Source organism: Streptomyces sp. NPDC026515 (genome assembly GCF_055567595.1).
On record NZ_JBVHQD010000006.1, the window covers coordinates 342,300 to 360,264 of the forward strand.

The following is a 17,965-nucleotide window of genomic DNA, read 5'->3' on the forward strand; positions in this document are numbered from 1 at the left end:
CCCCTACACGCCCAGGGCGGGCGCCAGGGCCGCCGGGCGGCGCCGGATCACGAGGGCCATCAGGGCCGCCGCGGCGCACAGGGCTCCGGAGGCGTACCAGACCATGTCGTAGGTGCCGAAGACGTCGCGGGCGACGCCGCCGAGGAAGGCGACCAGGGCCGCGCCGATCTGGTGGGAGGCGAGGACCCAGCCGAAGACGATGGCGCTGTCCTCGCCGTAGTGCTCCCGGCACAGGGCCAGCGTGGGCGGGACGGTGGCCACCCAGTCGAGGCCGTAGAAGACGATGAAGAAGATCATCGGGGGATGTATGGCGGGGCCCAGCAGCATCGGCAGGAAGAGGAGGGAGATGCCGCGCAGGGCGTAGTAGACGGCGAGCAGCCGGCGGGCCTCGAAGCGGTCGGTGAACCAGCCGGAGGCGATCGTGCCGACGACGTCGAAGACACCGATGACCGCGAGCAGCGAGGCCGCCGTGGTGACCGGCAGGCCGTGGTCGTGGGCGGCGGGCACGAAGTGGGTCTGGACGAGGCCGTTGGTGGAGGCGCCGCAGATCGCGAAGGTGCCGGCCAGCAGCCAGAAGGGGCCGGTGCGGACGGCGGCGAGCAGCACCCCGATCGTGCGGCGGGCGGCTCCGGTGACCGGCGCCGGCTTCGGTACGAAGTCCGCTGCGCCGTACGGCTTCAGGCCCACGTCGGCCGGGTGGTCGCGCAGCAGCAGCCAGACGAAGGGGACGACCGCGAGGGCGGCGAGGGCGACCGTGACGGCGGCCGGGCGCCAGTCGTACCGCTCGACCATCCAGGACAGCAGCGGCAGGAAGATCAGCTGGCCGGAGGCGGAGCCGGCGGTGAGGATGCCGCTGACCAGGCCGCGCCGCGTGGTGAACCAGCGGTTGGTGACCGTGGCGGCGAAGGCGAGGGCCATGGAGCCGGAGCCGAGGCCCACCAGCAGGCCCCAGCACAGCATCAGCTGCCAGGCGGCCGTCATCCACACGGTCAGCCCCGAGCCGACCGCGATCACGGTCAGGGCCACGGCCACCACCCGACGGATGCCGAAACGGTCCATCAGGGCGGCCGCGAACGGCGCGGTGAGCCCGTACAGCGCGAGGTTGACGGAGACGGCCGCGCCGATCGTGCCGCGCGACCAGCCGAACTCCTGGTGCAGGGGGTCGATGAGCAGGCCGGGCAGGGAGCGGAAGGCGGCCGCGCCGACGATCGTGACGAAGGTGACGGCGGCGACGAACCAGGCACGGTTGATGCGCGGCGAGCGGGACGGCTTCGCGTCCTCGACGGGTGCTGCGGCTTCGCTTGTCTGGGTCACGCCATAAAGCTTCGGCCACCGGCTTCACTCCATCGAGTGGCCCGGAGGACAGTATTCGCTAGGATCGGGCCATGAGCAGTGACCGCGGGTTCCGCCCGCACCGAGTCGTCGTCCTCGCCCTGGACGGTCTGCTCCCCTTCGAACTGGGCATCCCGCACCGCATCTTCGGCCGGCCCAAGGACGCCCGGGGACGACACCTGTACGAGGTCGTGACCTGCTCGGTCCGGCCGCCGGGGCCGGTCGGGACCGACGCCGACTTCGCGGTCCACGTGCCGAACGGCCCGGAGGCGCTGGCCACCGCCGACACGGTGGTCATCCCGGCGTCGTACGAGCTGGGCCCGGTCTTCGAGCAGGGCGTCCTCACCCCCGAACTGGCCGCCGCTCTCGCCCGTATCCGCCCCGGCACCCGGCTCGCCTCCATCTGCACCGGTGTCTACGTGCTGGCCGCCGCCGGGTACCTCGACGGCCGCCCGGCGACCACGCACTGGGCCGAGGCGGACCATCTCCAGCGGCTGTTCCCGCGGGTCGCGGTGGACGCGGACGTCCTGTTCATCGACGACGGGGACGTGCTGACCTCCGCCGGGGTGGCGGCCGGGATCGACCTGTGCCTGCACATGGTCCGCCGCGACCACGGCACCGCCGTCGCCAACGAGGTGGCCCGCCGCACCGTCGTACCCCCGCACCGGGACGGCGGACAGGCCCAGTACGTCCACCGGCCGGTCCCCGACCCGCAGGTCGCCGGCACCACGTCCGCCCGCGCCTGGGCCCTGGGCCGCCTGCACGAGCCGATCCAGCTGCGGGACATGGCCGAGCAGGAGGCCATGTCGGTACGCACCTTCACGCGCCGCTTCCGCGAGGAGACCGGCATCAGCCCCGGCCAGTGGCTCACCCAGCAGCGCGTCGAACGCGCCCGGCACCTCCTGGAGTCCACCGAGCTCTCGATGGACCAAGTGGCCCGCGACGCCGGCTTCGGCACGGCCCAGTCGATGCGGCAGCACCTGCAGACGGCGCTCGGCGTCACCCCGACCGCCTACCGCCGGACCTTCCGGACCGGCGCGGTCCGCTAGGGCGTGGCGCTAGAAAGTGAGCACCCCCCGGGCCAACCGCCCCGCCTCCGCGTCGGCGCGGGCCTTCTCGAAGTCCTCCACCGGGTAGGCCGCGGTGACCAGTTCGTCGAGCATCAGGCGCCCCTGGCGGTACAGCTCGGCGTACAGGGCGATGTCCCGCTGGGGGCGGGAGGAGCCGTAACGGCAGCCGAGGATGGACTTGTCGAGGAACATCGAGGCGACGACGAAGGACGCCTCGGCGGTGGCGGCGGGGGTGCCGAGGAGGACGGCCTGGCCGTGCCGGTCCAGGAGGTCGACGGCCTGCCGGACCAGTTCGGTGCGGCCGACGCACTCGAACGCGTGGTCCACCCCCGTCGGCAGCAGGTCCCTGACGCCGTCCGTCGAGGTCAGGAAGTCGGTCGCGCCGAACTGCCGGGCCGCCTCCTCCTTGGCCGGGTTGGCGTCCACGGCCACGATCCGCAGCGCGCCCGCGATCCGGGCGCCCTGGATGACGTTGAGCCCGATCCCTCCGGTGCCGATGACCAGCACGGTGTCGCCGCGGTCGACGCGGGCGCGGTTCAGCACGGCGCCCACCCCGGTCAGGACGCCGCAGCCGATCAGGGCGGCCGAGGTCAGCGGGATGTCCTTCGGAATCCGTACCGCCTGCACGGCCTTGACGACCGTGCGCTCCGCGAAGGCCGAGTTGGAGGCGAACTGGTAGACGGCCCGGCCGCCGCGCGTGAACGGCTTCTGCGGCCGCCCTATGGCCTTGCGGCACATGGTGGGCCGCCCGCGGTCGCAGTCGGCGCAGGCACCGCAGTTGGCGAGCGTGGACAGCGCGACATGGTCGCCGGGCGCCACATGGGTGACTCCCACACCGATCGCCTCCACCACCCCGGCACCCTCATGTCCGAGCACCACAGGAACGGGGAAGGGTATGGTCCCGTCCACCACGGACAGATCGCTGTGGCACAGCCCGGCCGCCGCCACGGCGACCAGCACCTCCCCGGCGCCCGGCTCCCGTACGTCCAGATCGTCGACGACCTGCACCTGTCTCCCGTCGAACAGCACTGCGCGCATCACGACTCGACCCCCTTCGGTTCCCTCGGCAGACCGAGCACGCGCTCGGCGATGATCGTGCGCTGCACCTGGTCCGAGCCGCCGTAGACGGTGTCGGCCCGGGAGAAGAGGAACAGGTGCTGGGCGGCGTCCAGTTCGTACGGCGCCGCGGCCGACCAGTCGGCCGGGCCGACGCTCGCGCCGGCGCCCCGCACCAGCACGGCCAGCTCCCCGAGCCGCTGGTGCCAGCCGGCCCACAGCAGCTTGGCCACGCTGGGCGCGCCGGGTTCGGCGGCCGGACCGCCCAGCGTGCGCAGCGCGTTCCAGCGCATGACCCGCAGCTCGGCCCACTGCCGCACGAGCCGCGCCCGTACGAGGGGATCGTCGGCCGCGCCGGTGGCCACGGCGTCCCGCACCACCCGTCCCAGTTCCTCGGCGAACCCGATCTGCTGGGCGAGGGTCGACACCCCGCGCTCGAAGCCGAGCAGGCTCATGGCCACCCGCCAGCCGTTGCCCTCGCCGCCGACGACGTGCTCCGCGCGCGCGTGCGCCCCGTCGAAGAAGACCTCGTTGAAGTCGCTGGTGCCGGTCATCTGGCGGATGGGGCGGACCTCTACGCGGCCCGGCTGGTCCATGGGGACGAGCAGGAAGCTCAGTCCGTGGTGGCGCCGGGAGCCGGGCTCGGTCCGGGCGAGCACGAAACACCAGTCGGCCTCGTGCGCGAGCGAGGTCCAGATCTTCTGCCCGGTGACGCGGTAGCCGTCCGGCTCGCGTACGGCGGCGGTCCGCACGCCGGCGAGGTCGGACCCGGCGCCGGGCTCGCTGTACCCCTGACACCACAGCTCCTCGCCGGCGGCGACGGCGGGCAGGAAGCGTGCCTTCTGCTCGGCGCTGCCGTGGGCGAGGAGCGTCGGGGCGAGCAGGTTCTCCCCGATGTGCCCGGAACGCGGCGGCGCGGCCGACCGGGCGTACTCCTCGGCCCAGGCGACCTGCTGGGTGAGCGTGGCGGTCCGGTTCCCGTACCCGCCCTCCGCCCACCCGAGCCCGATCCATCCGGCGGCCCCGAGGGCACGCTCCCAGCCGCGCCGGTCCGCGTCGGCGCCGACGTGCGCGTCGAGCCAGGCGCGGACCTCGCCGCGAAACGCCTCGTCCTCCGGCGCGAAGCCGAACTCCACGGTGACCTCCAGATGATGCCTCGGAGCTACGGTCGTACAAAGGAACGCGGGCGCGGACAACCGCCCGGGGGGGGCGCTGGGGGCACCCCCGGCCGAAGGCTGGGGGAGGAACTGCGCGAACGGCCACGGCGGCGCCGCACCCGCGCACCCACCGCACCCTCAACGGGGAGCCGACGCACGGCCCGCTCCCCTCACGCGTTCGGCCGCTCGCCCGCCCGCGCCGCGGACTCCATCGCCGTCAGCCGCGCGAGCAACGGCATCGGATCCGTCCCCACGCTCCCCGGCAGCACCCGCGCGATCCGCTCCGGCGTCCAGGAACCTTCCGACGCGTACGCGGCGCGCAGCTCCCTCGGCTGGGCCCAGACGGCGATCTTCGGCCCGGCCACCGTGTACACCTGCCCGGTGACGTCCGCGTCCCGCGCGGCGTCCGACAGCAGGTAGACCACGAACGCCGCCACGTCCTCCGGTTCGCCGATCTCCGCGAGTTCCGTCGGCACCCCCGCCGACATCCGGGTCCGGGCCACCGGCGCCACCGCGTTCGCGGTCACCCCGTACTTGTGCAGGCCCAGCGCGGCACTGCGCACCAGCGAGATGATCCCGCCCTTGGCCGCGCTGTAGTTGGCCTGCGAGACGGAGCCCTGGTGGTTGCCGCTGGTGAAGCCGATCAGCGTGCCGGCGCGCTGGGCACGCATCACCGCCGAGGCCGCCCGGAACACCGTGAACGTGCCCTTGAGGTGGGTGGCGACCACCGGGTCCCACTCCTCCTCGGTCATGTTGAACAGCATCCGCTCGCGCAGGATCCCGGCCACGCACACGACCCCGTCGAGGCGGCCGTACGACGACACCGCCGTGTCCACGACCCGCCGGCCGCCCGCCATCGTGGAGATGTCGTCGGCGACCGCGACCGCGTCCCCGCCCGCCGCCTCGATCTCCTTGACGACGGCCTCGGCGACCTCGCTGGTGGGCGATCCGCCGTCGACCGAGACGCCGTGGTCGTTGACGACGACCTTGGCCCCCTCGGCCGCCGCCCCCAGCGCGACGGCCCGCCCGATGCCGCGTCCCGCACCCGTCACGGCGACGACCTTGCCTGCCAAGAAGTTCCCCACGCCCGGCCCCTTCCCGCGGTTTCTGACGGACCGTTAGATTTTATGGCGCGTCGGATGCGCGGACACAAGCCCCGGGGAGGAACCGATGTCACTGCCTGCCGAGTTCCACGACATCGCCAAGCGCGTCAGCAACTGGGGCCGCTGGGGCGCCGACGACGAGATCGGCACACTGAACCTGATCACCGACGAGGTGGTGCGGGCGGCGGCTACGACCGTCCGGACCGGCCGCCGCGTCCCGCTCGCCCTCCCCCTGCGGCAGGACGGCGTGCAGACCGGCATGATCCCGGGGCGGGTCAACCCGCTTCACGTCATGGTGCAGATCAACCAGGAGCTCTTCGGCCCGGGGACGGTCGCGTGCAGCGACGACGCGGTGACCATGGGCCTGCAGGCCGGCACCCACTGGGACGCGCTCACCCACGTCTCGCACTCGGGGAAGGTGTACAACGGCCGCCCGGCGCACACCGTGACCGCGCACGGCGGTGCCGAGTTCGGCGGGATCGACAAGGCGCGGCACATCGTCTCGCGCGGGGTCCTGCTGGACGTGGCACGCGCGCGGGGCGTGGACCGGCTGGCGGGGGGCCACGCGGTCACACCCGAAGACCTGGAGGCGGCGCAGGAACTGGCCGGGACGCGGGTCCGCAGCGGTGACATCGTGCTGGTGCGGACCGGGCAGGTGCAGGTGTATCTCGCCGGTGACCAGCACGGGTACGGCTATCCGTCCCCGGGCCTCTCGGTGCGCACCCCGGAGTGGTTCCACGCGCGCGACGTGGCCGCCGTCGCCAACGACACGCTGACGTTCGAGATCTTCCCGCCCGAGATCGAGGACCTGTGGCTGCCCGTGCACGCCCTGGACCTGGTGGAGATGGGGATGCTGCAGGGCCAGAACTGGAATCTCGAAGAGTTGTCCACAGCCTGTGGAGAAACAGGCCGGTACGCGTTCCTGCTGTCCGCGATGCCGGAGCCGTTCGTCGGGGCGACGGGCACCCCGGTCGCCCCGGTCGCCGTGCTCTGATCGGTCCGCGCGCCCGTCGCCGCCCGAGGCCGGTGCCACGCCGGGGCCGGCGTGACACCGCCCTTCCCCCGTCCCCCCTGGAATCCGGACGGCGGCGCGCACCGGCCCGCCCCGAGCCCGGTCCCGCACGCCTCCGTCCGGCTCGACCCACGCTCGACGAGGGCGTCCGCCGGACCCCTCGCCGTCCCCTCGCGGCGAATCGCAGACCTCAAGGGTGAGCACATGGTCACGGGGCGTCAACACCCGTTCGCGACTTTAGGGCCTATGCCCCGGTTCGTCATGGGCGCGCACGGATGCACCGCCCGGCGCATCACCGCACACCGGGATCACACCGCCTCGAACGCCAGCCCCTCGAACGAGGCCAGGCCGCCTCCGTACGCCACCGCCGCGCCCTGCCGGGGCTCCGAACACCGGTCGAGCTCACACCAGATGCGCTTGCCGCCGCCTTCGGGGCTCCAGCCCCAGCGGTCGGCGAGCCCGTCGACGAGAGCGAGACCCCGGCCGCCGGTCGCGTCGCCGCCGACACACCGCGGCACCGGCGCACGGTCGCTGCTGTCGGCGACCTCCAGCCGTACGGTGACCGAGCCCTCGGCGCCCTCGCGGTCCGCGCCCGGCAGCGACAGCCGCAGCACGGCCGGACAGCCCGTGTGCACCACGGCGTTGGTGACCAGCTCGGAGACGAGCAGGATCAGCGTCTCGGCCAGCGGCTCGTCCGGCGCTATACCGGACCCGGCCAAGCGCGAGCGCGCCCACCTCCTGGCCCGTCCCACCTCCGCCGGGTCGGGCCGGATCTCCAGCTGCACTTGAAGCACCTGCACCGCTCACACCATCCGAACCGGCGGACACATGAACCCGCGCCGAGCGAGCGCCACGACCAGGACCGCGACGGCAAGGACGACCAGGGCCACGATCGTAGCCATTTTCTGCATGGCCAGAACAACGGCCAGAGCAAGGGTCACGGAACGTGATTCCCTTACGAGACAGCATGGTTGACGTACAGTCACCCCAACAAGCGCTTCGGGCATATTCCAACGCGAAGGAGTACGGGTACGCCATACTGTGCGACGCTCGCTGCGGGGAGTCGAACAGGCGGGGGCGCAAGCCCTTACCGCCCTGTGAGCGGCGGTACGCACCACGAGCCGCGGGGCCGCTTCGACGGCACCGCCGGCATGGCTCGTCCTCGGAACCACTCGCATCCCACAGAAGGTACCCGAGGGGACCCCCGACTCCAGGCTGTGACGAGTCACGCGTTGGACACAACCCGATATCAACGCTCCGTGACTCCGGTGTGCCACGATCCGCGACACTCGACCACCTGTGCCCCTGATTCCGCAGATGAGCAGCGTTTCGAACACTCACCCGACCAGGTCGGCGGCGAGCCTCTCCTCACTCTCCGTGCCTCCCCCGCCACGCTGGGCCCGCACCCACGCCCGCTTCACGTGCAGGTGCACCTCCGCCTCCCAGGTGAAGCCCGTCCCGCCGTGCACCTGGAGACAGTCCCCGGCACCGCGCACGGCGGCCTCGTCGGCGAGCAGCCGTGCCGCCGCGATGTCCACCGGGTCGGCGGTCACCGCGGCCGCGTAGACGGCCGCACGCGCGGTCTCGGCACGCACCAGCATCTCGGCGCACAGATGCTTGACCGCCTGGAAGGCCCCGATCGGCCGCCCGAACTGTTCGCGGATCCGCGCGTGTTGCACGGCGAGCTCGCATGCGCGCGTTGCGGTGCCGAGCTGCTCGGCGGCGGTGAGCAGCACGGCGACCGGGTCGGGCGCCGCGCGCTCGGCCCCAGGCACCCGGTGCAGCGGCGTCAACGGGTCCACGGAGCGCAGCGGGACGGCGCCGGACACGTCCCCCCGTACGGCGTCGGCCTCGGCCAGCCACTCCACCAGGCCGCCGTCCGTACGGGCCACCACGGCCTCCCCGGTGGCCGCGCCGGGGACGTCGGCGGCGGCCAGATGGGTGGCCACCAGCGGGCCGGTCAGCAGGGCCCGCCCCGCCTCCTCGAAGACCAACACCGCCTCGGGCAGCCCGAGTCCGACCCCGCCGTCCGCCTCCGGCAGCCGCAGCGCGAAGAACCCGGCCGTCCCCAGCTCCCGCCACAGGCCCCGGTCTGGGCCGGGTGCGCCGACCGCCGCCCGCAGCGCCTCGCCGTCGAACCGGCGTGCGAGCAGCTCTCGCATCCCGTCCCGCAACGCCCGCTGATCGTCGCTCAGCTGGAAGCGCACGCCCGCTCACCGTCCCTTCGGCAGCCCGAGGATCCGCTCGGCCACGATGTTCCGCTGGATCTGGGAGGTCCCGGCCGCGATGGTGTACGAGAGGGCGGAGAGCCGGTCGAGGACCCATGGCCGGTCCAGGTCGAGGGAGTCCGGGCCGAGCACGGCGGCGGCCGCGTCGTAGAGCTCCTGCCGCGCGTGCGAGTAGCGCAGTTTGAAGACCGAGCCGCCGACGCCGGGCACACCCCTGTCCTCGGCCTCGCTGACATTCCACTGGGTGAGCCGCCACAGTGCCCGGAACTCGGCGTTCAGCCGGCCGAGCCGGCGGCGCAGCGCCGGGTCGTCCCAGATGCCGTTCGCACGCGCCACGCGCGCGAGGTCGCCGAGCACGCGGCGGCAGGCGACGACCTCGCCGACGAAGGCGGTGCCGCGTTCGAAGGAGAGCGTCACCATGGTGACGCGCCACCCGTCGTTCTCGGCGCCCACCCGGTTCGCCACCGGCACCCGCACCTCGTCGAGGAACACCTCGGCGAACTCGGCCGACCCGGCGAGCGTGCGCAGCGGCCGTACGGTGATGCCCGGCGCGGTCATGGGCATGGCCAGCCAGCTGATGCCCCGGTGCCGGGGCGCCTTTGGGTCCGTGCGCACCAGCAGCTCGCACCAGTCGGCGACCTCCGCGTGCGAGGTCCAGATCTTGGAGCCGCTCACCACGTAGTCGTCCCCGTCGCGCCACGCGCGCGTGCGCAGCGCCGCCAGGTCGGAGCCGGCGCCCGGTTCGCTGAAGCCCTGGCACCAGGCCTCGTCCCCGCGCAGGATCGGCGCCAGCCAGCGGGCCCGCTGCTCCTCGGTACCCTCGGCGGCGATGGTGGGGCCCGCGTGCAGCAGGCCCACGAAGTTGGCGCCCACGTAGGGCGCGCCGGCCCGCTCGGTCTCCTCCAGGAAGATCAGCCGCACGGTGGGCGACGCGTCCCAGTGCACGTCGGCGTACCCGGCGTCGTACAGCGTCCGCTGCCAGCCGAGGTCGTAGGCGCGGCGGCCCGGCCAGTCCTCGGGCCGCGGCTTCGGCGGCAGGCCCGGGAGCACCTTGGCGAGCCACTCCCGCAGCCGGGCCCGGAAGTCCTCCTCCTCGGGCGTGTACGACAGGTCCACCGGCAGACACCCCCACGCGACTGATGGTTCGTCAGATCTCGCAGGCTAGCCCCGCACCCCTGGACCGACAAGGCGCCAGGACCTACGATCTGACGACTCGTCAGATACGGTGGGCAGGGGGTACGGCCATGAACGAAGCGAACGCCGTGGCGCGTGACCTGGGCGGCTCCCGCACCCTCTGGGACCTGGTCGCCCGCCGCGCCGAACTCACCCCTCAGCGCCCGGTGTTCCTCCAGGGCGAGCGCACCCTGTCCTTCGGCGGCCTGCGCGCGCGTGCCGAGCGCGCGGCGGCCGGGCTCTACGCCATGGGGGTACGCCCCGGCACGGTCGTCGCCTGGCAGCTGCCCACCCGCATCGAGACGGCCGTGCTGTCCTTCGCGCTGGCCCGCCTGGGCGCCGTACAGAGCCCCGTCATCCCCTTCTACCGGGACCGCGAGGTCGGCTTCGCGCTGCGCGAGTCGCGGGCCGAGTTCTTCGCCGTACCGGGCGTGTGGCGCGGCTTCGACCACACGGAGCTGGCCCGGCGGCTGGGCGCGAAGGGGATCTTCGAGGCGTACGACGAGCTTCCCGACGGCGATCCGGCGGTGCTGCCCGCCCCGCCCGCCGAGGGCACCTCCGTCCGGTGGATCTACTGGACGTCGGGAACCACCTCGGATCCCAAGGGCGTTCTCCACACGGACCGTTCACTGATCGCGGGCGGTTCGTGCCTGGCGCACGCCCTGCGGCTGACGGCGGACGACGTGGGTTCGATGGCCTTCCCGTACGCGCACATCGCGGGCCCCGACTACACGGTGATGCTGCTGCTGTACGGCTTCCCGGCCGTCATGTTCGAGCAGTTCGCGCTGCCTGACGCACTCCCGGAGTACCGCAGGCACGGGGTGACGGTGGCGGGCGGTTCGACGGCGTTCTACTCGATGTTCCTGGCGGAGCAGCGCAAGCAGCCGGACGTTCCGGTGATCCCCTCGCTGCGCCTGCTGGCCGGCGGCGGGGCGCCCAAGCCGCCGGAGGTCTACCACGCGGTGGTGCGCGAGATGGGGGTGCAGCTGACCCACGGGTACGGCATGACCGAAGTGCCGATGATCACGATGGGGGCACCGGACGACACGACGGAGAACCTGGCGACGACCGAGGGCAGGCCTCCGGAGGGGATGGAGCTTCGGGTCGCCGGCAGTGGTGAGGTGCGGTTGCGCGGGGAGGCGGTGTGCCAGGGATATCTGGATCCGGCGCAGACCGCCGAGGCCTTCGACGAGGACGGGTTCCTGCGGACCGGTGACCTCGGGCGGCTGACCGCGAGCGGTCACCTCGTGCTCACCGGCCGCCTCAAGGACGTGATCATCCGCAAGGGCGAGAACATCTCGGCGAAGGAGATCGAGGACCTGCTCGCCGCGCATCCGGCGGTGGGTGACGCGGCGGTGGTCGGCCTGCCGGACGCGGAGCGCGGGGAACTGGTCTGCGCGGTGGTCGAACAGCCGCCGGGAAGCGCCGTGCTGACGCTCGCGGAGGTGGTGGCGTACCTGCGCGCGGAAGGGCTCTCGGTGCACAAGCTGCCGGAACGGCTGGAGGTGGTGGACGCCCTTCCGCGCAACGAGACCCTGCGCAAGGTGCTCAAGTACCGGCTGCGCGAGCGGTTCTCGGCCCCGTTGGCACCGGGCGGCGCTACTCCGGGATCGTGAAGTAGCGGGCGAACGCGGGGACGATCTCCGTCTCCGCGACCTTGCCGTCGCCGTCGATGTCGAGACCGGACGCCACCGCCCGGGCGAGCTCCGGGGGGACCCCGAGGACGCGCAGCACGCGCACGGTGTCCGGGACCGTCGCCGTGCCGTCGCCGGCGGTGTCCGCGAGGGCGAGGGCCGCGTGCAGGAAGGGGCGGGCGATCTCGCCGAACCGGTCGGGGTTGTCGTGCAGCCGCTTGACCGCGCCGCTCACGAACTCCTCGCGGGTGATCCGCTGGTCGCCGTCCCGGTCCGCCATGCCGGCCATGCCCTGCCAGAAGGCCTCCGCCCCGGCGTACAGGGCCTGACCCTTGTCGGAGCGGGCCGGGAGGCCGAACTCGGCGAGCAGTGCCTTGGCCGCCGAGTTGAAGTCCTCGCGGTCGATCCAGCCGTTGCCGTCCTGGTCGAAGGTTGCGAACCGGGCGGCGATCCGTCGCTCGTACTCGGTGCTGACCATGTGTGTTCGGGCCGCCTTACGTGACGTGGGGGTTCCTCTCGCAGGGAGCGTACGACGCGGGCGGCGGCCGGGGAGCGGGAAAACAACCCTTGTGCCAAGACCGGGGGAATTCTGCGACAACAACGTGGCACCGCCGTGATCGTCGGTCATGGCGGGCACACCACCGCCGCCGGCCGTCCGGCCTCGGTGGATGCGCGGTCCGCTACGCCGAGAGCGGGCCCTCCTCGTCGCCGACCGCGCTGTCCACGTCGGGATACACGTCGAACAGCCGTCGCACGCCGAGGGCGCCGAGCACCCGGTTGACGTGAGAACCGTCACTCGCGCCCTGGGCGGGCAGTATCAGCCGCAGCCGGCCCCGGCAGGAGCGGATCAGGCGGCGGGCCGCGATGAGGACGCCGACCCCGCTGGAGTCGCAGAAGAAGACGTCGGAGAGGTCGAGGACCACGCTGTGGTGACCCTCGGCGACCGCGTCGTGCACCCGCTGGCGCAGCACCGGCGAGGTCACCAGGTCCAGTTCGCCCGACACCCCGAGCACGGCCCACTCACCCAGTTCGACGTCGGTCACCTTGAAAGCCACGGCTCAGCCCTTCGCTTGCCGGATCTCCGGAACCGCCCGGAAACGGAGCCAGTTCCTTCGCTTCTTTTCGCGCGGCTGCCCAGCGGCCGTTCCCCGAAACCCCGGATGACAAACGAGCGACGATCGGCAAGGGTCTTGTTTCGGTCACTGACGATCCTGTTCGATCAGAAGCGGAGGGTTCGCCCGGGACCTGACTGTGACACCGCGCGGGCGCCCGGAGGGGCGCACCGGCGGGCGTGCGGAGAAGCGCACCGAGGAACACCCGGGAAGACCAGGGGTCCCTACCAGTCACGGGCCCGCAGGGGGCGCGCATTGCCACAAAGGGGCGTGCGTCGTCCGACGTGCCGACTACATTCGAGGAGACGGTGGAGACAGGCTGGACGCAGGCACGGGGAGGGGGCCGCATGGTGAAGAGGGACGTACCGCCTCGCTGGGACCGCACGATGCAGCAGCGGCTGGCGCGCGGCGAGGCCGCCGCCCTCGGCGAGCTCTACGACCGCTTCGCCTCGCTCGTGCACGGCCTGGCCCACCGCGTCCTCGGGGACGAGCGGGCCGCCGACTCCATAACCCGCGAGGTCTTCGCCCATGTCTGGGAGCACCCGGACGCCTACGACCCCCGGCAGGGTCAGCTGCGCTCCTGGGTCGCCGCGCTGACCCACCGGCTCGCCGTGCAGCGCCTCAGGGCCACCGAGACCGCCGCGCTCACCCCGGGCGACACCGGCGCGGAGGCCGCCGAGGAGCTGGAGCGCAAGGTGCGGCGCGCCTCCGTCGCGGCCCGCGCGGACTACATCGTGCACTCCATGCCGACCCCGCTGCGCGCCGCCCTGGACCTCGCCTACTTCCAGCGCCGTGACTACCGCCAGACCGCGGTGGACCTCGACGTCACCGAGGACGAGGCCCGCCGCCGGCTGCGTCTCGGCCTGCAACTGCTCGCCACCGCACATGATGCCGGGAGACCGCCCGGGTACGGAGGTGCGGTGTGACCGGCGCCGACCCGTTCGACGCGCACGACGGCACGGGCTCCGGCCACGGAGCCGGTGACGTGCCCGGGGACGGCCGCGGCGAGCCGGGCGGCCCGCCGCGCATCCCGCTGCCCAGGTCCTCCGTCGAGGACGGCGGCAGGTCGCTGCCCGGACTCGACGACCCGGAGCCGGTGCCGCTGGAGCTGCCGCACGACGTCCTGAAGTCGCTGCTGGGTGCCTGGGCGTTGGCCGCCTGCTCGACGGCGGAGGCCCTCACCGTCGAGATCCACCTCGGCGACTGCGGGGCCTGTGCGGACGAGGCACGGCGGCTGCGCGAGGCGGTCGGGCTGCTGCACCAGCCGGAGAGCCTGGACCTCGACCCCGGTCTGCGCACCCGCGTCCTGGAGGCCTGCCTGGACCGCCGGCCGCCGCGCGTCCCGATCCCCGCGTGGGCGGCACCGTACGACGCCGAGACGGCCCGTCTGGACGCCCTGCTCCAGGACATCGGCGACGCGGAGTGGCACGCCCCGGTACGGCTGCGCTGGTTCGACGGCGCGGCGCCCACGAGCCGTCGTACGACGGTCGCCGGGGTCATCGCGCACCTGCTGTCCGTCGACGGCCTGGTGGCGGCCGCGCTCGGTCTGGCCGACCCCCTGGGGGAGGCGACGGGTCAGGGCCCCGCGGCGCGCACCGAGACCTTCTGGCAGGCCTCCCACTTCCCGCCGACCCGTGCGGTGCGGAAACCCTGGCGCGAGCAGAGCCACCGGCTCGTGCAGACCGTCTCCTTCACCGGCGGCGGCGCCGGACGGCTCGGGGTCTCGTACGGCGACTTCGCGCTGCCGCTGCACGACGCGATGCTGGACCGCGCCTTCGAGTGCTGGGTGCACGCGGAGGACATCGCGGTGGCCGTGGACTACCCCTACGAGCCGCCGGCCCCGAGGTTTCTGCACCGGATGATCGACCTCGCGGCGCGGATGCTGCCCGTCGCGCTGGCGGCGCGGCGGCAGGCGGGGCTGGCGACGCCCGGACCGACCCCGCACCTGGTCCCCGCGGGACGGCCCGGCCGCAGCCTGCGGCTGGAGATCGAGGGCAACGGGGGCGGCGAGTGGCTGATCCCGCTGGACTCGCCGGGGGCGGTGGGCTCGGAGGAGTTCGAGGTGGCGCACGTGGCGCTGGACGACGTGGAGTTCTGCAGGCTGGCCGCGGGCCACGTTCCTCCGGAGGACGCGGCGGCGGGGCAGTTGGGGGACCGGACGGCGATCAGGGACGTACTGTTCGCGGCGGCGAGCCTGAGCCGGATGTAGGGGGCGGTCCCGACGTCAGGCGAAGACGACCGTCCGCCGCCCGTTGAGCAGGATGCGGCGCTCCGCGTGCCACTTCACCGCCCGCGCCAGCGCCTGGCACTCCACGTCCCGTCCGATCGCGACCAGTTGGTCCGGGGTGACACCGTGACCCACCCGCTCGACCTCCTGCTCGATGATCGGCCCCTCGTCGAGGTCCGCCGTGACGTAGTGCGCCGTCGCCCCGATCAGCTTGACGCCCCGGGCATGCGCCTGGTGGTACGGCTTCGCGCCCTTGAAGCTCGGCAGGAACGAGTGGTGGATGTTGATGATCCGCCCGCTGAGCTGCTTGCACAGGTCGTCCGAGAGGACCTGCATGTACCGGGCCAGGACCACCAGTTCGACGTTCTCCTCGCGGACCAGCGCGAGGAGCTGGGCCTCCGCGTCGGCCTTCGTCTCCTTCGTCACCGGAATGTGGCGGAAGGGGATGTGATACGACTCCACCAGCTCCGCGAACTCGGTGTGGTTGGAGACCACCGCGGCGATGTCCACGGGCAGCGCGCCGATCCGCGCGCGGAAGAGCAGGTCGTTCAGGCAGTGCCCGAACTTGCTGACCATGAGGACGACGCGCATCCGCTGGTCGGCCCGGTTGATCTGCCAGTCCATGTGGAAGGAGTCACCGACCGCCGCGAAACTGGCCCGCAGCTTGTCGACCGTCACCGGCGCCTCGGCCGAGAAGTGCACGCGCATGAAGAACAGACCCGTGTCGTGGTCCCCGAACTGCTGGCTGTCCTCGATGTTGCAGCCGGTCATGAACAGGTAGCTCGACACGGCGTGCACGATGCCCTGCTTGTCCGGGCAGGAGAGGGTGAGGACGTACTGGTCGGCCAGGGTGGCCTGGGCTCGGGTGGGCTGGTCTGTCATGCACCACAGAATCTCATGCCCGGCCGTCCCCGGCCGTCAGCGTCCGTTCCGCGGACTCACGCCGCCCGTGTCATGATCCGCAGCACTTCGAGGCTCCGCGGCGGGATGTCCGGGTCGTCGCCGTCGCTCGCCGCCAGCCGCATGTGCGCGTCCCGGGCCGCCCGGACGGCGTCCGGCCACGCCTGGTGGTCGAGGTACGCGGAGACCGGGGCGTCCGGCCCGACCTGGTGCATGATCCGCAGGACCCGCAGCACGGCGGTGTCGACGAGCGCCGCCTCCTGCGAGTCGCGGAATATCGTCCCGACGTATTTCTCCGCGGACCAGTTGTCCAGCCAGGTGTCCTCGACCAGCCGGTAGACGGCGTCGGTCACGTCGCCGAACCCGTCCTGACCGGCCAGCCAGACGTTCCGCTGGAAGTCCGGGTCCGAGAGCATGTGCAGCGCGGAGCGCACATTGCTGCGCCAGCGCCACCACGGCATGTCATTGAGTGGCATGCCGCCCATGGTGGAGGAGCGACGGCCACGACGGGAAGAGTTCTCCGAACCTTGCACGGTCGTCGATCGTACGTTCCTCGTCACACGCCCGTCACAGGCCCCCGTAATTCACCTGCGCGTCACCTTTGGTTGACCATGGGTCACTCGCGGGTTATTGATGTGGGGGAATCGTGCGTGTCCATGACCGGCAGGCGTCCCACATCCAGCACCGTCCTTCCCGCCACCCACCGGCGCGTCAGAGCGACCGCGCTGTCCGCGGTGGCCATGACCGCCTGTGCGTCCCTCGCCGCCGGCTGCGGGGTCATCCCGGGACTGTCGGGCTCAGGGGACGACGAGATCAAGGTGATGACCTGGGCGCCGCAGAAGACGGGCGCCACCAACAAGGCCGGCATGCCCGCCATGGCGTCGGCCATCGTCCGCTGGGTCAACTCCCAGGGCGGCATCGACGGCCGCAAACTCAAGCTGCTGACCTGCAACGACCACAACAGCACCGTGGGCGCCGCGAACTGCGCCCAGAAGGCGGTCAACGAGAACGTCGTCGCCGTCGTCGGCTCCTACAGCCAGTTCGGCGACTCCTACTTCGCCGCGCTGGAAGGCGCCGCCATCCCCTACATAGGCGGCTACGGGGCGTCGAACGAGGAGTTCACCAGCCCCGTCTCGTACCCGGTCAACGGCGGTCAGCTCACCCTGCTGGCCGGTCTCGGGGAGGCGCTGGCCGGGTCCTGCGGCCCGGTCACCCTGGTCCGCCCGGACAGCATCGCCGGCGACCAGCTGCCCCAGCTGCTCGACTCGGGCCTGCAGGCCGGCGGCCACGCCAAGTCGATCGACCAGCTGGCGGCCGAGGACCTCACCGAGTACGACAAGCAGTCGCAGCAGGCCCTGGAGAACTCCACCTCGAACCCGCAGAAGACGGGCTGTGTGGTGCCTGAGCTCGGTGACCACACGGCCACCTTCATGGACAACTTCCAGCGCGCCCGCCAGGACTACCCGAAGGTGAAGACGGCCGCCGAGGTCGGCAGCGTCGACCAGACGGTGATCAACTCCACCGGCGGCGCTTCCGGCCCGTACGAGGGGTCGTACATCACCGGCTGGTACCCGGTGGCCTCGGACGCCCGCTGGAACCAGATGAAGAAGGTCATCAGCAAGGAAGCCTTCGGCGACAACCGGATCGACCCCGCCGACGCCGGGGTGCAGACGACCTGGGTCGCCTACCAGGTGCTGATGGCGACCCTGAAGAAGATCGGCGCGGGCGAGGTCAGCGCCGACAGTGTGCGCCGCACCCTCAACGACGGGCTGACGGTCACCACCGGCGGCCTCACCCCGTCGCTGTCCTGGCCCTACCAGGGCAAGCTGGCCTCGGCCGGCTTCTCCCGGCTGGTCAACACCGACGTGAACGTCCAGACGGTCAAGGCCGGCCTGCTCCGGTCGGCGAACAAGAACGCGCTGGACATGACCAAGATCCTGGAGAGCGCGAACCTCACCTGA

General features: G+C 72.4%; 17 protein-coding genes. 6 read left to right on the top strand and 11 right to left on the bottom strand.

Features of this window, described 5'->3' with window-relative positions:
* Positions 1 to 3: 3 nt before the first annotated feature.
* The gene (locus ACZ4O3_RS14690; RefSeq protein WP_362725987.1) at positions 4 to 1,314 is read right to left on the bottom strand and encodes an MFS transporter; all 1,311 of its coding nucleotides are present in this window, start codon (positions 1,312 to 1,314) and stop codon (positions 4 to 6) included.
* Between the two features lie 71 nt (positions 1,315 to 1,385).
* On the opposite strand from ACZ4O3_RS14690, the gene ACZ4O3_RS14695 reads away from it, so the two are divergent.
* Positions 1,386 to 2,381, top strand: coding sequence for a GlxA family transcriptional regulator (locus tag ACZ4O3_RS14695; RefSeq protein ID WP_467722327.1), 996 nt, complete (start codon positions 1,386 to 1,388; stop codon positions 2,379 to 2,381).
* Between the two features lie 9 nt (positions 2,382 to 2,390).
* Here ACZ4O3_RS14695 and ACZ4O3_RS14700 read toward each other — a convergent pair whose 3' ends face one another.
* From ACZ4O3_RS14700 to ACZ4O3_RS14710, 3 genes are all read right to left on the bottom strand, one after another.
* Complete coding sequence (locus ACZ4O3_RS14700) at positions 2,391 to 3,440, bottom strand: Zn-dependent alcohol dehydrogenase (RefSeq protein ID WP_467722328.1); 1,050 nt, start codon at positions 3,438 to 3,440, stop codon at positions 2,391 to 2,393.
* Positions 3,440 to 4,594, bottom strand: coding sequence for an acyl-CoA dehydrogenase family protein (locus ACZ4O3_RS14705; protein WP_467722329.1), 1,155 nt, complete (start codon positions 4,592 to 4,594; stop codon positions 3,440 to 3,442). Before ACZ4O3_RS14705 ends, ACZ4O3_RS14700 begins: the two co-directional genes overlap by 1 nt.
* Before the next feature lie 191 nt (positions 4,595 to 4,785).
* Positions 4,786 to 5,700 carry an SDR family NAD(P)-dependent oxidoreductase gene (locus tag ACZ4O3_RS14710; RefSeq protein WP_467722330.1) on the bottom strand — a complete coding sequence of 305 codons (915 nt, stop codon included), beginning with the start codon at positions 5,698 to 5,700 and terminating at the stop codon, positions 4,786 to 4,788.
* A gap of 85 nt (positions 5,701 to 5,785) precedes the next feature.
* On the opposite strand from ACZ4O3_RS14710, the gene ACZ4O3_RS14715 reads away from it, so the two are divergent.
* Positions 5,786 to 6,712 carry a cyclase family protein gene (locus tag ACZ4O3_RS14715; RefSeq protein WP_467722331.1) on the top strand — a complete coding sequence of 309 codons (927 nt, stop codon included), beginning with the start codon at positions 5,786 to 5,788 and terminating at the stop codon, positions 6,710 to 6,712.
* A gap of 326 nt (positions 6,713 to 7,038) precedes the next feature.
* On the opposite strand, the gene ACZ4O3_RS14720 is transcribed toward ACZ4O3_RS14715, so the two are convergent.
* The 3 genes from ACZ4O3_RS14720 to ACZ4O3_RS14730 form a co-directional block, all read right to left on the bottom strand.
* A complete protein-coding gene (locus ACZ4O3_RS14720; protein WP_467722446.1) occupies positions 7,039 to 7,515 on the bottom strand; it encodes an ATP-binding protein in 477 nt (158 codons plus the stop codon).
* Between the two features lie 552 nt (positions 7,516 to 8,067).
* The gene (locus ACZ4O3_RS14725) at positions 8,068 to 8,937 is read right to left on the bottom strand and encodes an acyl-CoA dehydrogenase family protein (RefSeq protein WP_467722332.1); all 870 of its coding nucleotides are present in this window, start codon (positions 8,935 to 8,937) and stop codon (positions 8,068 to 8,070) included.
* A 6-nt stretch (positions 8,938 to 8,943) separates the two neighbouring features.
* Positions 8,944 to 10,074, bottom strand: a complete 1,131-nt coding sequence (locus ACZ4O3_RS14730) for an acyl-CoA dehydrogenase family protein (protein WP_362724482.1) — start codon at positions 10,072 to 10,074, stop codon at positions 8,944 to 8,946.
* 128 nt (positions 10,075 to 10,202) lie between these two features.
* On the opposite strand from ACZ4O3_RS14730, the gene ACZ4O3_RS14735 reads away from it, so the two are divergent.
* The gene (locus ACZ4O3_RS14735) at positions 10,203 to 11,747 is read left to right on the top strand and encodes a class I adenylate-forming enzyme family protein (protein ID WP_467722333.1); all 1,545 of its coding nucleotides are present in this window, start codon (positions 10,203 to 10,205) and stop codon (positions 11,745 to 11,747) included.
* On the opposite strand, the gene ACZ4O3_RS14740 is transcribed toward ACZ4O3_RS14735, so the two are convergent.
* Both ACZ4O3_RS14740 and ACZ4O3_RS14745 read right to left on the bottom strand, forming a co-directional pair.
* Positions 11,731 to 12,243 (bottom strand): EF-hand domain-containing protein, encoded by a 513-nt coding sequence (locus ACZ4O3_RS14740; RefSeq protein ID WP_362724488.1) that lies wholly within the window; start codon positions 12,241 to 12,243, stop codon positions 11,731 to 11,733. The two genes, ACZ4O3_RS14735 and ACZ4O3_RS14740, sit on opposite strands and share 17 nt — an antisense overlap.
* Before the next feature lie 202 nt (positions 12,244 to 12,445).
* Positions 12,446 to 12,820 carry an STAS domain-containing protein gene (locus ACZ4O3_RS14745; RefSeq protein WP_362724491.1) on the bottom strand — a complete coding sequence of 125 codons (375 nt, stop codon included), beginning with the start codon at positions 12,818 to 12,820 and terminating at the stop codon, positions 12,446 to 12,448.
* 404 nt (positions 12,821 to 13,224) lie between these two features.
* On the opposite strand from ACZ4O3_RS14745, the gene ACZ4O3_RS14750 reads away from it, so the two are divergent.
* Both ACZ4O3_RS14750 and ACZ4O3_RS14755 read left to right on the top strand, forming a co-directional pair.
* Positions 13,225 to 13,803, top strand: coding sequence for a sigma-70 family RNA polymerase sigma factor (locus tag ACZ4O3_RS14750; protein ID WP_467722334.1), 579 nt, complete (start codon positions 13,225 to 13,227; stop codon positions 13,801 to 13,803).
* The gene (locus tag ACZ4O3_RS14755) at positions 13,800 to 15,086 is read left to right on the top strand and encodes a maleylpyruvate isomerase N-terminal domain-containing protein (RefSeq protein ID WP_467722335.1); all 1,287 of its coding nucleotides are present in this window, start codon (positions 13,800 to 13,802) and stop codon (positions 15,084 to 15,086) included. The genes ACZ4O3_RS14750 and ACZ4O3_RS14755 overlap by 4 nt, the downstream gene beginning before the upstream one ends.
* A gap of 15 nt (positions 15,087 to 15,101) precedes the next feature.
* Here ACZ4O3_RS14755 and purU read toward each other — a convergent pair whose 3' ends face one another.
* Both purU and ACZ4O3_RS14765 read right to left on the bottom strand, forming a co-directional pair.
* On the bottom strand, positions 15,102 to 15,986 hold the full coding sequence (gene purU / locus ACZ4O3_RS14760; RefSeq protein ID WP_362726858.1) for a formyltetrahydrofolate deformylase: 885 nt from the start codon (positions 15,984 to 15,986) through the stop codon (positions 15,102 to 15,104).
* A 56-nt stretch (positions 15,987 to 16,042) separates the two neighbouring features.
* Complete coding sequence (locus ACZ4O3_RS14765) at positions 16,043 to 16,489, bottom strand: SCO4402 family protein (RefSeq protein WP_362726855.1); 447 nt, start codon at positions 16,487 to 16,489, stop codon at positions 16,043 to 16,045.
* 171 nt (positions 16,490 to 16,660) lie between these two features.
* Here ACZ4O3_RS14765 and ACZ4O3_RS14770 point away from each other — a divergent pair, with 171 nt between their 5' ends.
* A complete protein-coding gene (locus ACZ4O3_RS14770) occupies positions 16,661 to 17,965 on the top strand; it encodes an ABC transporter substrate-binding protein (RefSeq protein WP_384987036.1) in 1,305 nt (434 codons plus the stop codon).

What these genes read in the sequence shown, in the direction of transcription:
- ACZ4O3_RS14765 (WP_362726855.1), bottom strand. Translation starts at nt 16,489, where the DNA reads ATGGGCGGCATGCCACTCAATGACATGCCGTGGTGGCGCTGGCGCAGC.
- ACZ4O3_RS14700 (WP_467722328.1), bottom strand. Translation starts at nt 3,440, where the DNA reads ATGCGCGCAGTGCTGTTCGACGGGAGACAGGTGCAGGTCGTCGACGAT.
- ACZ4O3_RS14740 (WP_362724488.1), bottom strand. Translation starts at nt 12,243, where the DNA reads ATGGTCAGCACCGAGTACGAGCGACGGATCGCCGCCCGGTTCGCAACC.
- purU (WP_362726858.1), bottom strand. Translation starts at nt 15,986, where the DNA reads ATGACAGACCAGCCCACCCGAGCCCAGGCCACCCTGGCCGACCAGTAC.
- ACZ4O3_RS14715 (WP_467722331.1), top strand. Translation starts at nt 5,786, where the DNA reads ATGTCACTGCCTGCCGAGTTCCACGACATCGCCAAGCGCGTCAGCAAC.
- ACZ4O3_RS14770 (WP_384987036.1), top strand. Translation starts at nt 16,661, where the DNA reads ATGACCGGCAGGCGTCCCACATCCAGCACCGTCCTTCCCGCCACCCAC.
- ACZ4O3_RS14735 (WP_467722333.1), top strand. Translation starts at nt 10,203, where the DNA reads ATGAACGAAGCGAACGCCGTGGCGCGTGACCTGGGCGGCTCCCGCACC.
- ACZ4O3_RS14750 (WP_467722334.1), top strand. Translation starts at nt 13,225, where the DNA reads ATGGTGAAGAGGGACGTACCGCCTCGCTGGGACCGCACGATGCAGCAG.
- ACZ4O3_RS14695 (WP_467722327.1), top strand. Translation starts at nt 1,386, where the DNA reads ATGAGCAGTGACCGCGGGTTCCGCCCGCACCGAGTCGTCGTCCTCGCC.